This is a genomic window from Streptomyces adelaidensis, assembly GCF_016598475.1.
Taxonomy (GTDB): domain Bacteria; phylum Actinomycetota; class Actinomycetes; order Streptomycetales; family Streptomycetaceae; genus Streptomyces; species Streptomyces adelaidensis.
The window spans coordinates 13,857-28,053 of the sequence record NZ_JAEMUX010000067.1 but is presented as its reverse complement, the minus strand read 5'-3'; the positions used below and the strand labels follow the sequence as shown (position 1 = coordinate 28,053).

The following is a 14,197-nucleotide window of genomic DNA, read 5'->3' as shown; positions in this document are numbered from 1 at the left end:
TCGGTGGGCATGACGGAACACTTGCCGACCAGACTTCCCGGCGCACCTTTGTTTAGTTTACCTAAAGGGCACCCGGCGTGCTCGCCGCCGGGTGCCCTTCATGGGCGTACGGCCTCTCGGCCCCTTGCGTGACCTCTCAGTCCTCGCTGGGCGCCGCCGGCAACTTGGCCTGGATCAGGTCCATCACGGTGGAGTCGGTCAGCGTGGTCACGTCACCCAGTTCCCGGTTCTCCGCGATGTCTCGCAGCAGTCGTCGCATGATCTTCCCGGAGCGGGTCTTCGGCAGCTCCGCCACCGGCATGATCCGCTTCGGCTTGGCGATGGGGCCGAGGGTGGCGCCGACGTGGTTGCGGAGGTCGGCGACGAGGTTCTCGTCCTCGGCGTTCGCCGTGCCGCGCAGGATCACGAAGGCGACGATCGCCTGGCCGGTGGTCTCGTCGGCCGCGCCGACCACGGCCGCCTCGGCCACGGACGGGTGCGAGACGAGGGCCGACTCCACCTCGGTCGTCGAGATGTTGTGCCCCGACACGAGCATCACGTCGTCGACGCGGCCGAGGAGCCAGATGTCCCCGTCGTCGTCCTTCTTCGCCCCGTCACCGGCGAAGTACTTGCCGGTGAACCGCGACCAGTAGGTGTCGAGGAACCGCTGGTCGTCGCCCCAGATGGTGCGCAGCATCGACGGCCACGGCTCGGTGAGCACCAGATAGCCACCGCCGCCGTTCGGCACCTCGTTCGCCTCGTCGTCGACGACGGTCGCGGAGATGCCCGGCAGCGGTGTCTGCGCGGAGCCCGGCTTGGTCGCCGTGACACCCGGCAGCGGCGAGATCATCATCGCGCCGGTCTCGGTCTGCCACCAGGTGTCCACGATCGGCGTCGTGTCGCCACCGATGTGCTTGCGGTACCAGATCCACGCCTCGGGGTTGATCGGCTCACCGACCGACCCCAGCACGCGCAGGCTGCTCAGGTCGAACTTCGCGGGGATGTCGTCGCCCCACTTCATGAACGTACGGATGGCCGTGGGCGCGGTGTAGAGGATCGTCACGCCGTACTTCTGCACGATCTCCCAGAACCGCCCCTGGTGCGGGGTGTCCGGAGTGCCCTCGTACATGACCTGCGTCGCGCCGTTCGCCAGCGGCCCGTACACGATGTACGAGTGGCCGGTCACCCAGCCGACGTCGGCCGTGCACCAGTACACGTCCGTCTCCGGCTTGAGGTCGAAGACGGCGTGGTGCGTGTACGACGTCTGGGTCAGGTACCCGCCGGAGGTGTGCAGGATGCCCTTGGGCTTACCCGTCGTACCGGACGTGTACAGGATGAAAAGCGGGTGCTCGGCCCCGAACGCCTCAGGCGTGTGCTCGGCGCTCTGGCGGTCGACGATGTCGTGCCACCACACGTCACGCGAGTCGTTCCAGGCGACGTCCTGGCCGGTACGGCGGACGACGAGGACGTGCTCGACATTGCCCGCCTTGGTGACCGCCTCGTCCACGGCCGGCTTGAGCGCGGAGGGCTTCCCGCGCCGGTAGCCACCGTCCGAGGTGATGACGACACGCGCGTCGGCGTCCTGGATACGGGTCGCGAGCGCGTCCGCGGAGAAGCCGCCGAAGACGACGGAGTGCGCGGCGCCGACCCGGGCGCACGCGAGCATCGCCACGGCCGTCTCCGGGATCATCGGCATGTAGACGGCGACCCGGTCACCCGCCTGGACGCCCAGCTCCAGCAGGGCGTTGGCGGCCTTGCTGACCTCGTCCTTGAGCTCGGCGTAGGTGATCGCGCGACTGTCGCCGGGCTCGCCCTCGAAGTGGATGGCGACCCGGTCGCCTAGCCCGGCCTCGACATGGCGGTCGACGCAGTTGTACGCGACGTTGAGCTCGCCGTCCTCGAACCACTTGGCGAACGGCGGGTTCGACCAGTCCAGCGTCTCCGTCGGCTCCTTGGCCCAGGTCAGCCGCCGGGCCTGAGCCGCCCAGAAGCCGAGCCTGTCAGCCTTGGCCTGCTCGTACGCCTCAGCCGTGACGTTGGCGTGTGCGGCCAGGTCAGCGGGCGGCGCGAAGCGTCGCTCCTCCTTCAAGAGGTTGGCCAGGCTTTCGTTGCTCACGACATCTCCCTTTCCCGGGGTGTCCGTTGTGTCCCAGGCCACAGCTCATCAGACCCGGACCCCCGGTGACAAGGGCCTTCCTCGGATTGGTTTAGACCTGTGGGTGGGTGCCCCACGGCCCTTGGGGGCCACCCGTTCCCACGGCCGGGGAAAGGGATCGGTTCACGCGCGCGTGTCGTGACGGTTCACGCGCGCGTGTCGTACAGGGCCGTCCCGGCCGGTCCGGCTGTCCCGGCCGTCCCGGCGACCTGGTCGAAGACCCCGCTGTCCGGCGTCTCCTCGGTGAGCAGGTACACCTGTGCCTCGCCCACGTGGAAGTACATACCCTGCAGTTCGAGCGCGCCCTCGCGCAGGGCGCGGGCGACGGAGTCGTGGGCCCGCAGGTGCTCCAGTTGCTGGACGACGTTGGTCAGACAGAGCTGTTCGATCGCGTCGGCCGGTTCACGGCCGGCGAGCCGGGCCCAGGGCCGGTCCTTGTCGGTCGCGCGCTCCAGGCTGGGGCGGCCGTGCCGCAGCCACCGCTTGAGGGGGGTCTGGGCCCCGTGCGGGTCGGTCTTGAGCAGGGCCTGCATCGCCCCGCAGCCGGAGTGCCCGCAGACCGTGATCGACCGTACGTTCAGCACCTCCACCGCGTACTCGATCGCCGCCGCGACCGAGTCGTCCCCGCTCTCCTCACCCGGCAGTGGCACCAGATTGCCGACATTGCGTACGACGAAGAGGTCGCCGGGGCCGCTTGAGGTGATCATCGACGTGACGAGCCGGGAGTCGGCACAGGTCAGGAAGAGCTGCGAGGGTTGCTGCCCCTCACGCGCGAGCCGGGCCAGCTCACCGCGGACCAGGGGAGCGGTGTTGCGCTGGAACGCGCTGATGCCACGCGTCAGCTGATGACCGCTCGGACCGTCGGCCATCTCCTCCGACGGTGTGCCGTCGGCCGTGGGAACCGGGGCCTCGCACTGGTGGTTGCGCCACGGCGTCCAGGGCCGGCAGCGGCAGCCGGCCGCCGAGGTGCTCGCAGGTTCGCTGATACGGGTGCCCGCGCGGCCGGTGATCTCCACGCAGCCGCCGTGCGCCTGATGCGCGTGCTGCCAGTCCTGCAGCGACTCGAACGCCGCGTGGTCCATGAACGACCCGTCCAGCTCCACCACGGCGGCGGCGCCCCGGGGGACCTGGTGCAGGGCGCGGCTGAGGCGGGGCACGGCAAGGAACGTCAACTGTCCGCGTACGTGGACGTGATGGACGCCTTCCGTCTCCTCGTGGGTGATGCGGGTGCGGGTGAGGCGGTGCAGGGCGACGCCGACGGCCACGGCGATCCCGAGCGCGACGCCTTCCAGGACGCCCAGAAGGACGACACCGAGCGTGGTGACGGCGTAGACCAGCACCTCGCGGTGGCGGGTGACGGTGCGGATGTGGTGCAGGGACACCATCTGGATCCCGACGGCCATCACCAGGGCGGCGAGTGCGGCGAGGGGGATCAGCTCCAGGGCATGGACCAGGAGCAGTGCGGCCGCCATGACCCAGACGCCGTGCAGCATCGTCGAGTTCCGGCTGATGGCGCCGGCCCGGATATTGGCCGAGCTGCGGACGGCGACGCCGGCGATCGGCAGTCCGCCGAGGACACCGGAGACGACATTGGCCGCGCCCTGACCGCGCAGTTCGCGGTCGAGGTCCGAGCGCCGTACGTCGGTCCGCCCCGCCGCCAGCTTGTCCATGGCGACGGCCCCGAGCAGCGACTGCACGCTGCACACCAGGGTGGTGGTGAGGACGCCGGCGACGAGGCCGAGCACCGGCCCGTCGGGCAGCCCGGCCAGGGCATGGCTCCGCCACGACGGCAGATCGACCTTGGGCACGCTCAGCGCGGCGAGCGCGGCCGTGGCGGTGGCGCCCCCGACGGCGACGAGGGCGGCCGGGACCGTGCGCAGCCGCCGGCCGATCCGGCCGGGGAGGCGGGGCCAGGCGAAGAGCAGGGCGAGGGTGAGCGCGCTGACGGAGACCGCGGCGGGGTGCAGGTTCGCCAACTGGGCGGGAAGGGCGCCGACGTTGGCGAGGACCGAGCTCTGCGGTGTACCGCCGAGCACGATGTGCAGCTGGGCGACGGCGATGGTGACGCCGATGCCGGCCAGCATGCCGTGCACGATCGCGGGGCTGACGGCGAGCGCCGAGCGGGCCACGCGCAGGTAGGCCAGGCCCAGTTGGGAAAAGCCGGCGACGACGGTGATGGCGCAGGTGGTGCGCCAGCCGTACTGCTGGATGAGGTCGGCGGTGACGACGGTGAGACCGGCGGCCGGGCCGCTGACCTGGAGGGGGGAGCCGCCCAGGCGCCCGGCGACGAGACCGCCGACCGCGGCCGCGACGAGGCCGGCCCGGAGCGGGGCGTCGGTGGCGAGGGCGATGCCCAGGGACAGGGGGAGGGCGATCAGGAAGACCGCGATGGAGGCGGACACATCGGCGCCCGCGATACGGAACCGGCGGCGCGGGTCCTTCGGGGGGCTGTGGGGTTGGTGATCGCACTCGGTGCGGTCCGACGCCGGGTCGGTGGTGTGGGGGTGGACGCAGGCGGACATGTTCTCCCGTCTCTTCCGGGGCTGCGCGGTCGCGTCGGTTCGCGGCCGTGGGTCACGGCGTTCAATGGCGGGATTTCTCAACGCTCAGTAAACGAATCGTAATGCAGAGTAAAGGATATGCAAGGACATTAGAGGCAAATGGGTTATCGGATCACTCATGAGGATGAATAGTCTTTTCATCGGCTTGTCGTACTAATTGGGATCGAAACTCTGTGTGACCGTGGCCACTCTGCCCCTGAGCGAAGGAAGAAGGTGGGCGGAAAATGGCCGTCACCCAGAGGATCGCCGTCGGCGTCACGCTCGCCGCGACCTGCGCCGCGGCGCTCGCCGGATGCGGGGTCGGTGAGCCGACCCGAACCGCTGGCTCACCCGGCGCGGACAAGACGAAGAAGGAGGACGCGCCCGCCGCGAAGAAGGGCATCCCGGCGCCGCCCAAGGCCGTGGTCCGGCCGATCGGCGACGGCTCCACCGCCTACACCGGTGCGCAGCCGCATCTGCCCCGGCCCGAGCGGATGAAGCCCGGTCAGAGACCCCCGCAGTTCGTGGTCTTCTCCTGGGACGGCGCGGGGGAGGACAGTCAGCGGCTCTTCTCGCACTTCCGCGAGGTGGCCCGCGCCAACGACGCGACGATGACGTACTTCCTGAGCGGCGTGTACATGCTGCCGGAGGAGAAGCGGGATCTGTACCGGCCGCCCCAGCACTCACCGGGCCGCTCGGACATCGGCTTCAACGACGTACGCGGAATCAAGGACACCGCGGACCAGCTGCGCGGCGCGTGGCTGGAGGGCAACGAGATCGGCACCCACTTCAACGGCCACTTCTGCGGCCGCGGCGGCGGCGTGGGCGAGTGGTCGGTGGAGGAGTGGAAGAGCGAGATCGCCCAGGCCAAGGCGTTCGTGAAGTCCTGGAAGACCAACACCGGGACCGAGAAGGCCGAGCCCCTGCCCTTCGACTACGACAAGGAGCTGATCGGCGCCCGCACCCCCTGTCTCGAGGGGCAGCAGAACTTCATGCGGGCCGCCCGCGACCTGGGCTTCCGCTACGACACCAGTGGTGTCAAGGACCAGGTCTGGCCCGAGAAGAAGGAGGGCCTGTGGGACCTGTCGATGCAGCTCGTCCCCGTCCCCGGCCGCGACTTCGAGACGCTGACCATGGACTACAACTTCTATGTGAACCAGTCCGGGGCCCGTCCGGGCGCCCCGGCCAAGCGGGAGCGCTGGGGCGACCAGTTCCGTGACGGCCTACTCGCGGGCTTCGAACGCGCCTACAAGGGCAACCGCGCGCCCCTGATCATCGGCAACCACTTCGAGTCCTGGAACGGCGGCGTCTACATGCGCGCCGTCGAAGAGACCATCGAGGCGGTCTGCGGCAAGGCCGAGGTGCGCTGTGTGTCGTTCCGGCAGCTCGCCGACTGGCTCGACGCCCAGGACCCGAGGGTCCTGGACAAGCTGAGCACCCTCGAGGTCGGCAAGTCCCCGGAGAAGGGCTGGAAGGCCTTCCTCGCCGCCGGGCCGGCTCCGGCCCCGAAAGGCGTTCCCGGAGCCCCGGCGGCCAAGCCTAAAGGCTGAGGGGAGCGGCGGTCAGACGCCGGCCGTGACTTCCTCGGCGAGCACGAACTCGGGGTCGACCTGCGCGGCCAGGTCGGCCCCGGTCCGCTCATTGCCCCAACTGGTCGCGTTCTTCAGGTGGAAGTGCACCATCTGGCGTGTGTAGCGCTCCCAGTCACGCAGCTCGTACGTGGCGTCCGCGGCGTCGTGAAGGGTGCGCAGGGCGAGGCGATTGGTCTCCTCCAGGTGCTCGAAGCGGGGCGGGCGGCCCTTCTCCAGGGCGCGCACCCAGTCCGAGTGCCCGATGGTGACCAGCAGGTCGTCCCCGACCTCGGCGCGCAGGAAGTCGAGGTCGTCGCTGTTGTGAACCTTGTTGCCGACGACCTTGAGCGCGACGCCGTAGTCGCTGGCGTACTCCTTGTACTGGCGGTAGACGGAGACGCCCCGTCGGGTCGGCTCGGCGACGAGGAAGGTCATGTCGAAGCGGGTGAACATGCCGGACGCGAAGGAGTCCGAACCGGCCGTCATGTCGACCACCACGTACTCGTCGCGGCTGTCCGTCAGGTGGTTCAGGAACAGCTCCACCGCTCCCGTCTTGGAGTGGTAGCAGGCGACCCCCAGGTCGGCGTCGGTGAAGGGGCCGGTCACCATCAAACGGACGGCCCCGCCGTCGAGTTCCACCGGCCGGGCGCAGGCGTCGTAGATCGCGTTGGGCTCGCACACCCGTACCAGCCGGGAGCCCTCGCCCGGCGGGGTCGTCTTGATCATCGTCTCGGCGGAGGTGATCCGCGGGTTGGAGCCGCGCAGATGGTTCTTGATCAGGGAGAGCCGGTCGCCCATCGCGGGCAGCTCGGCGGCCTCCGACTCGTCGAGGCCGAGCGCGGCGCCCAGGTGCTGGTTGATGTCGGCGTCGATGGCGACGACCGGTGCCCCGGAGACGGCGAGATGGCGGATGAACAGGGAGGACAGTGTGGTCTTGCCACTCCCGCCCTTCCCAACGAAAGCAATTTTCATGTTCACTAAGTGTAGTGGGGTGATCGCCAAGGGTGCTCATGGGGCGGTGCAAGACCACTCCTTCGAGGGGGCGACGCCGGTGCGAGTTAGGGTCGTACTCATGAGTACGACAGGTGCGGCCGCCGATCCGCTCGCGGCCCTGGGAGAGCTTCCCGGCGTGGCCGAGTCCGTGGAATCCGTGCGCAAGGCCGTGGACCGGGTCTACGGCCACCGCGTCATGAGGCGCCGCAGTAACGCGGTCACCTCCGAGGCGGCCCTGCGCGGCGCCCGCGGCTCGGCGGCGCTGTCCGGCGCCGACTGGGCCCTCGAAGAGGTGCGCCGTCGTAGCGACTTCAGCGGCCGGAACGACGACGAGGCCGGCACCGTGGGTGCCGCGCTGCGGCTGACCGCCGAGGCGGGCCAGCTGCTGTCCATCTGGCGGCAGTCACCCCTTCGGGTGCTGGCCCGGCTGCATCTGGTCGCGGCCGGCCGGGACGACGCGCGCGTGGGACGGCCCCGACAGGACGGCGAGGCCGTCGACGAGCCCCTCGTCGAGCTGCCCCTGCCGGGCGCCGCCGAGGTCGCGGGCCGCCTCGACGGCCTGTCGGAGCTGATCGTCAAGGGCAGTACGGCGCCCGCCCTGGTGACCGCGGCCGTCGTCCACGGCGAACTGCTCGCTCTGCGGCCCTTCGGCTTCGACAACGGCCTCGTCGCGCGCGCGGCCGAGCGGATCGTCCTGGTCGGCAGCGGCCTCGACCCCAAGTCCGTCTGTCCGGCGGAGGTCGGCCACGGGGAACTCGGCCGCGCCGCCTATCTCGCCGCTCTCGACGGCTATGTCTCCGGCACCCCGGACGGCATGGCCGCCTGGATCGCCCACTGCGGCCGGGCGATCGAGCTCGGCGCACGTGAGTCGACGGCGGTGTGCGAGGCGCTGCAGCGCGGAGCTGCGTAGCGACGGAGGCGGGAGCGACGGAGGCCGGAAAAGGGTTGCGGCGGTACGAATACTCGTACCGCCGCTGGCATGTTCACCCGGTTACCAAGCGTCCTCGATATATGCCCATCAGGCCGGGAACTGTGGCCCGTTCCTGGTGCAGCTGGCCCGTAATCGACGGGTCGACGTCGCGTGGGTGCCCAGTGTTCATGCTCGGTCCGTGGGGCCAAAATGAGTTTTAAAGGTGATCCTCTCGGATGTCCTTTGGTCTCGCGGGCCTTGAGTCCTTTCTACTCCAGGACCGGAGCAAGCGGAAGCCCTGGCTGCACTTCTTTACTTTTATATTCAAAGGGGTCCGAATCGGGCGTCCACTTGCTCAGGCGGTCGCCATACGGCGCCGGCTCGCATACCAGACGAGCCCCGCGGTGGCCGCCGCGGCTCCTATGGCGGCGGCCGCGAGGAGGGCGGGCCGTGGCCGTACGGCCAGTCGCTGTTTGAGGCGCACCGGACGGTGGAAGTCGAGGATGGGCCACCCACGCGCGAGTGCCTCCCTGCGCAGCGTCCGGTCGGGATTCACCACATGGGGATGCCCTACGGCCTCCAGCATCGGCAGGTCCGTCGCCGAGTCGCTGTACGCGAAGCATTCGGCGAGGTCGTACTCCTCGGACTCGGCCAGCTCCCGGATCGCCTCGGCCTTGGTCGGGCCGTAGGCGTAGTACTCCACCTCGCCGGTGAAGCAGCCGTCGTCGCCGACGACCATCCGGGTCGCCACCACGCGGTCCGCGCCCAGGAGTTCGCCGATCGGCTCGACCACCTCGGCGCCGGAGGTGGAGACGATGACGACGTCCCGCCCGGCGATGTGGTGCTCCTCGATGAGGGAGGCGGCCTCGTCGTAGATGATCGGGTCGATCAGATCGTGAAGGGTCTCGGCGACGATGTCCTTCACTTGTTGGACGTTCCAGCCCCGGCAGAGCGCGGACAGATACTTGCGCATCCGTTCCATCTGATCGTGGTCGGCGCCGCCCGCGAGGAACACGAACTGGATGTATGCCGTCCGCAAGGCGGCCCTGCGGTTGATCAGGCCGCCTTGGTAGAACGACTTGCTGAACGTGAGCGTGCTCGACTTCGCAATGACCGTCTTGTCCAGGTCAAAGAAGGCCGCTGTGCGAGGCAAGGAGTGGTTTTCCACGAGGCTGAGCATAGGCGCCCACCATTCGGGCTAGTGTGGGGCGCGTGGGTTTGCCTGAGAGGCCTCTCGGGTACACCATGGAAGTCACGGATCGTTCGCGACCGTGCTAACCCGGCCCGACTCCTCCCCCCCCGAGTCGGCCGTGGAGACGACCCCCACTCTCCCCCCCGGTGGGGGTCGTCGCACGTCCGGGTGCGTTTTCCCCTTCTCTCCCCAGCCCGCGAGGCGCCTTGGCGTCGGCGTGGGCTTTTCTCTGCCCCACTACAGGATTCGTCACTGTCCGTAGCTGTCGGGCTGCGCTCCGGGAGCCGCCCGGGAGTCGCCTGGTCGGGTGACGGCGATATTCACAACCATCGAGTTGTCCACAGTTATCGACCAAGATCCACACGATTTCCGGGATCGCTGCACCGTGATTCCAGCGCGTCCCGACGGCGGCGAGTTCCTGGCCGCTTCGGTTTCTCGGACGCGTATGGCCGGATTCTGCCGACCGCTCATATGGCGGCCGGTTGCCGGACCTTCACACAGGACTTGAACACAGGCGTTCGGTCCCGTGCGGGAGTCGCGCAGCGCCGGAAGGCGCGACGCGACGCCCGCACGGGACACAGCGAAGGGGGCTGGAGATCGTGGCGGGAGCCATCACCAACGACCGGCCGTCCGCCGCCGAGGGGCGGCAGGGCAGGCCATTGATCGTCACCGAGGACGTGGAACTGCTGGACGATCTGCTGCGCCTGTGCGCGGCCGCCGGCGCCAGAGCGGAGGTCCACCACGGGGTGCCGGAGGGCCGGGGCAGGTGGGAGACGGCGCCGCTCGTACTCGTCGGGGACGACGCCGCGCGGCGGCTGCGCGGGGCCGCACGCAGGCGCGGAGTGGTGCTCGTGGGCAAGGACCAGGACGACTCCGGGGTCTGGCAGCGGGCCGTGGAGATCGGCGCCGACCACGTCCTGATGCTGCCGGACGGCGAGCAGTGGCTGGTCGACCGCATCGCCGACGTGGCCGAAGGGGTCGGCAGGCCCGCGCTCACCGTCGGTGTGATCGGCGGCCGCGGCGGCGCCGGCGCGTCCACCCTGGCGTGTGCGCTCGCCGTCACCTCCGCCCGCCAGGGCAGGCGCACGCTCCTCGTGGACGCCGATCCGCTGGGCGGCGGCCTCGACGTGCTCCTCGGCGGCGAGGGCGCCGAGGGACTGCGCTGGCCGGCCTTCGCCGCTTCGCGCGGCCGGGTCGGCGGCGGCGCCCTGGAGGAGTCGCTGCCCCGACTGCACTCCCTGCGTGTCCTCAGCTGGGACCGCGGCGACGCCGTCGCCGTCCCGCCCCAGGCCGTCCGCGCGGTGCTCGCCGCGGGCAGGCGGCGCGGTGGTGCGGTCGTCGTCGACCTGCCGCGCCGCATCGACGAAGGCGTCGCCGAGGCCGTGGCCCAGCTCGACCTCGGCATCCTGGTCGTCCCCGCCGAACTGCGGGCCGTCGCCGCCGCCTCCCGAGTCGCCTCCGCCTTCGGCATGGTCCTGCGCGACCTCCGCGTGGCTGTCCGAGGCCCGTACGCGCCCGGCCTCGACGACCACGAGATCGCCCGCCTTCTCGGCCTGCCCCTCGCGGGCGAAGTACCCGCCGAGTCCGGGCTCCCGGACGCGGGCAAACCGCCGGGAGCCGCCCCGCGCGGGCCGCTCGCCCGGTTCTGTGAGGGCTTCTGGGAGCGCGTCGCGGTCGGGGGTGAGACCGGATGAACGGGATGCCCGACGACGGGCTGCTGGACGGTGTGCGGCAGTGGCTCGTCGAGAGCGGCGCGGAGCCGACGCCCGCGCGGGTCGCGCAGGCGCTGCGTGAGCGGGGGCGGGTGCTCGGGGACGCCGAGGTGCTCGGCGCGGCCGAGCGGCTGCGGTCGGAGCTGGTGGGCAGCGGACCACTGGAGCCACTGCTCGCCGACCCGTCGGTCACCGACGTCCTGGTGTCGGCCCCGGACCGGGTGTGGGTGGACCGGGGCGGCGGCCTGGAGCTGACCGGGATCTCCTTCCCGGACGCTGCGGCCGTACGGCGGCTCGCGCAGCGCCTGGCGGCCGTCGCCGGGCGCCGGCTGGACGACGCCCGGCCCTGGGTGGACGCCCGGCTTCCCGACGGCACCCGGCTCCACGCGGTGCTGCCACCGGTGGCCGTCGGCTCCACCTGCCTGTCCCTGCGGGTCGTACGGCCCCGGGCGTTCACCCTCGCCGAGCTGGCCGCGGCGGGCACGGTGCCACCGGGCGGCGACCGGATCCTGCGGGCACTGATCCGCTCCCGGCTGTCGTATGTCATCAGCGGCGGGACCGGGACCGGCAAGACCACGCTCCTGAGCGCCCTGCTCGGCCTGGTCGACCCCGGCGAGCGGATCGTGCTGGCCGAGGACTCCGCGGAGCTGCGGCCGGACCATCCGCATGTGGTGCGGCTGGAGGGCAGGCCTGCCAACCAGGAGGGCGTGGGCCTCGTCGAGCTGCGGGAGCTGGTGCGGCAGGCGCTGCGGATGCGCCCGGACCGGCTGGTGGTCGGCGAGGTCCGGGGACCTGAGGTCGTGTCTTTGCTGGCAGCCCTGAACACCGGCCACGAGGGCGGCTGCGGAACGCTCCACGCCAACGCCGCCGGGCAGGTACCGGCCCGCCTGGAGGCCCTCGGCACGGCCGCCGGGCTCGACCGGGCCGCGCTGCACAGCCAGTTGGCGGCCGCGCTCTCGGTGGTCCTGCACCTCGTACGGGACCGGGAAGGACGGCGGCGGATCGCCGAGGTGCATGTGCTGGAGCGGGACGACTCGGGACTGGTGGTGACCGTGCCGGCGCTGCGCTGGGGCGCCGAGGCGTTCGTCTACGAGCGCGGCTGGGAGCGGCTGCGGGGGCTGCTCCGGGATGGGCTGTACGGCAGGGGCGAGGAGCTTGTGGAAGGGAGTGAGCGGCGGTGACGGGGGCCGGGGAGATGTCGGTCGGGGTGCTGGCCGTGGCGTGTGCCGGGGCGGCCGCCTGGATGCTGGGCGAGGGGAGGGGCGCCGGGGCTCGGCGGGCGCGGTCGTTGCTGGCGGATGGCGGGGCGGTGGGGCCGCCGGTCTGGGCGCGGGGGGTCCGCCGGGTGCGGGCGCTGGGGGCCGAATGGTGGGCGCCGGTGGCCGGATCGGTGATCGCGGTGCTGGGGGCCTCGGTGCTGCCGGTGCTCGCCGGAGCCGCCGCGGTGCCGTTGCTGAGGCGGGTGCGGCGGGCGGCGGAGGAACGCCGGGCCCGGGAACGGCGGGGCGACGCCGTGGTCGGGCTGTGCGCGGCGCTCGCCGGAGAGGTGCGGGCCGGGCGGCAGCCGGGTGAGGCGTTGGCGCGGGCCGCGCGGGACTCGTGCGGCCTCGGCGAGGCACAGGCCGTGGTGCTGGCGGCGGCCCGGTTCGGCGGGGACGTGCCGGGTGCCCTCGCGGACGCGGCACGGCAGCCGGGCGCGGACGGGCTGCTGGGGCTGGCCGCGTGCTGGCGGGTGGCCGTGGACCGGGGCGCGGGCCTCGCCGCCGGGCTCGACCGCCTGGAGGGAGCCCTGCGCGCCGAGCGGGACCAACGCGCCGACCTGCGCGCCCAGCTGGCCGGCGCCCGGTCGACGGCGGTGATGCTCGCCGGGCTGCCGGTACTGGGCCTCCTGCTGGGCACCGCGCTGGGCGCCGACCCCCTGCACGTGGTGCTGCACAGCATGGCCGGGCTGGGCTGTCTGCTCGTCGGCGGGGTGCTGGAGGGCGCGGGCCTGTGGTGGGCGCTGCGGATCGTACGGGGAGCGGAGGCGGCGTGAGCGGGGAAGTTGTCCACAGGCTGGGGGTGGTCGTCGGCGCGGTCGTGGGACTGTGGTGGCTGACCCGGTCGTTCGACACGGCACGACGTGAACGGCGCCTGAGCGCCCGCCTGGCCACGGTGTTGGCCGCCGCTGCCGAGCCGCCCCGGCGGTCCCTCGTGCCACGGGATGCCGTGCGGCGGTGGCTGCCGGTCGGCGGGGCGGTCTGCGCCGGGTGGGTGCTGGGCGGCGGCCTCCTGGGACTGCTGCTGGGGCTGGCGGCCGGAGTCGGGGCCTGGCAGTGGCTGCGCAGGGCCCGGCGTGCGGTGGGCGACCCGGCGCAGGCGTACGACGCCGCGGTGGCGGCACGTCAACTGCCTCTCGCCGCCGACCTGCTGGCCGCCTGCATCACGGCCGGGGCGAGCCCCGTCGTGGCCGCACAGGCTGTGGGCGAAGCCCTGGGCGGGCCCGTGGGCGAGCGGCTGGCCAGGGGCGCGGCCGAGGCACGGCTCGGCGGCGAACCGGCCGAGGCGTGGCGCGGGTTGGCCGCCCTCCCCGGCGCCGGCGCCCTGGCACGGCTCCTGGAACGCGCCGACGAGTCCGGCGTACCGGCCGCCGCCCCGGTCGCCCGTCTCGCCGCCGAGGCCCGCGTCGGGTGGGGGCGTTCGGCGACGGAACGAGCCCGCCGGGCCGCCGTCCTGGTCACCGCGCCCGTGGGGCTGTGCTTCCTGCCCGCCTTCATCGCGGTGGGCGTACTGCCGGTGGTCATCGGGCTGGCGGACGGATTGCTGGGAGGGGGTGGGGGATGACGGGGCGGGCGTGAACGAGCGGTGACGGGCACCGGCAATCTGTGGTCAACAGTCAAGTCGACAGTCAATGGAACAGAGCCTCACGGGGGTTGAGATGTACAAGGCAGTGCGGGAAGCGGTGCGGGTTCGGGTGGCGCGTGCGGTGTCGTGCCGGGTGCGGGCGGCGCGGAGGGATGCCGGAATGGTGACTTCCGAATACGCCGTGGGCATCATCGTTATCTTGGGTCCTTGAATGATGTCAGTTATGTAAGGCAAGTAACGTAGTTCTGCACTTGCCTTAACGGTATCCAAGGGGTGTTAGGCACGTTGGCTACGTCTGCTG

10 protein-coding genes are annotated in these 14,197 nt (G+C 71.6%); 6 read left to right on the top strand and 4 right to left on the bottom strand.

From position 1 onward, the window contains the following. Positions 1-136: 136 nt before the first annotated feature. Positions 137-2,095, bottom strand: a complete 1,959-nt coding sequence (gene acs, locus I8N67_RS30265) for an acetate--CoA ligase (RefSeq protein ID WP_200307417.1) — start codon at positions 2,093-2,095, stop codon at positions 137-139. A 185-nt stretch (positions 2,096-2,280) separates the two neighbouring features. Further along, positions 2,281-4,656 carry a SulP family inorganic anion transporter gene (locus I8N67_RS30260; protein ID WP_200307416.1) on the bottom strand — a complete coding sequence of 792 codons (2,376 nt, stop codon included), beginning with the start codon at positions 4,654-4,656 and terminating at the stop codon, positions 2,281-2,283. A 263-nt stretch (positions 4,657-4,919) separates the two neighbouring features. On the opposite strand from I8N67_RS30260, the gene I8N67_RS30255 reads away from it, so the two are divergent. Then, positions 4,920-6,224 (top strand): polysaccharide deacetylase family protein, encoded by a 1,305-nt coding sequence (locus I8N67_RS30255; RefSeq protein WP_200307415.1) that lies wholly within the window; start codon positions 4,920-4,922, stop codon positions 6,222-6,224. Positions 6,225-6,236: 12 nt separating this feature from the next. On the opposite strand, the gene I8N67_RS30250 is transcribed toward I8N67_RS30255, so the two are convergent. Continuing rightward, positions 6,237-7,217: an ATP-binding protein gene (locus tag I8N67_RS30250; protein ID WP_200307414.1), complete on the bottom strand. Its 981-nt coding sequence runs from the start codon at positions 7,215-7,217 to the stop codon at positions 6,237-6,239. Between the two features lie 100 nt (positions 7,218-7,317). Here I8N67_RS30250 and I8N67_RS30245 point away from each other — a divergent pair, with 100 nt between their 5' ends. Next, positions 7,318-8,148 (top strand): Fic family protein, encoded by an 831-nt coding sequence (locus I8N67_RS30245; RefSeq protein WP_200307413.1) that lies wholly within the window; start codon positions 7,318-7,320, stop codon positions 8,146-8,148. Between the two features lie 355 nt (positions 8,149-8,503). Here I8N67_RS30245 and I8N67_RS30240 read toward each other — a convergent pair whose 3' ends face one another. Further along, the gene (locus tag I8N67_RS30240; RefSeq protein WP_200307412.1) at positions 8,504-9,328 is read right to left on the bottom strand and encodes an HAD family hydrolase; all 825 of its coding nucleotides are present in this window, start codon (positions 9,326-9,328) and stop codon (positions 8,504-8,506) included. Between the two features lie 611 nt (positions 9,329-9,939). Between I8N67_RS30240 and ssd the strand changes: the two genes are divergently transcribed. From ssd to I8N67_RS30220, 4 genes are read left to right on the top strand one after another with little or no spacing between them, the layout of a single operon-like run. Continuing rightward, positions 9,940-11,034, top strand: a complete 1,095-nt coding sequence (gene ssd / locus I8N67_RS30235) for a septum site-determining protein Ssd (protein WP_200307411.1) — start codon at positions 9,940-9,942, stop codon at positions 11,032-11,034. Beyond that, positions 11,031-12,233, top strand: a complete 1,203-nt coding sequence (locus I8N67_RS30230) for a TadA family conjugal transfer-associated ATPase (protein ID WP_200307410.1) — start codon at positions 11,031-11,033, stop codon at positions 12,231-12,233. The genes ssd and I8N67_RS30230 overlap by 4 nt, the downstream gene beginning before the upstream one ends. Positions 12,234-12,247: 14 nt before the next feature. Continuing rightward, on the top strand, positions 12,248-13,087 hold the full coding sequence (locus tag I8N67_RS30225; protein ID WP_200307438.1) for a type II secretion system F family protein: 840 nt from the start codon (positions 12,248-12,250) through the stop codon (positions 13,085-13,087). Further along, positions 13,084-13,875 (top strand): type II secretion system F family protein, encoded by a 792-nt coding sequence (locus I8N67_RS30220; protein WP_200307409.1) that lies wholly within the window; start codon positions 13,084-13,086, stop codon positions 13,873-13,875. Before I8N67_RS30225 ends, I8N67_RS30220 begins: the two co-directional genes overlap by 4 nt. The last annotated feature ends 322 nt before the right edge of the window (positions 13,876-14,197 follow it).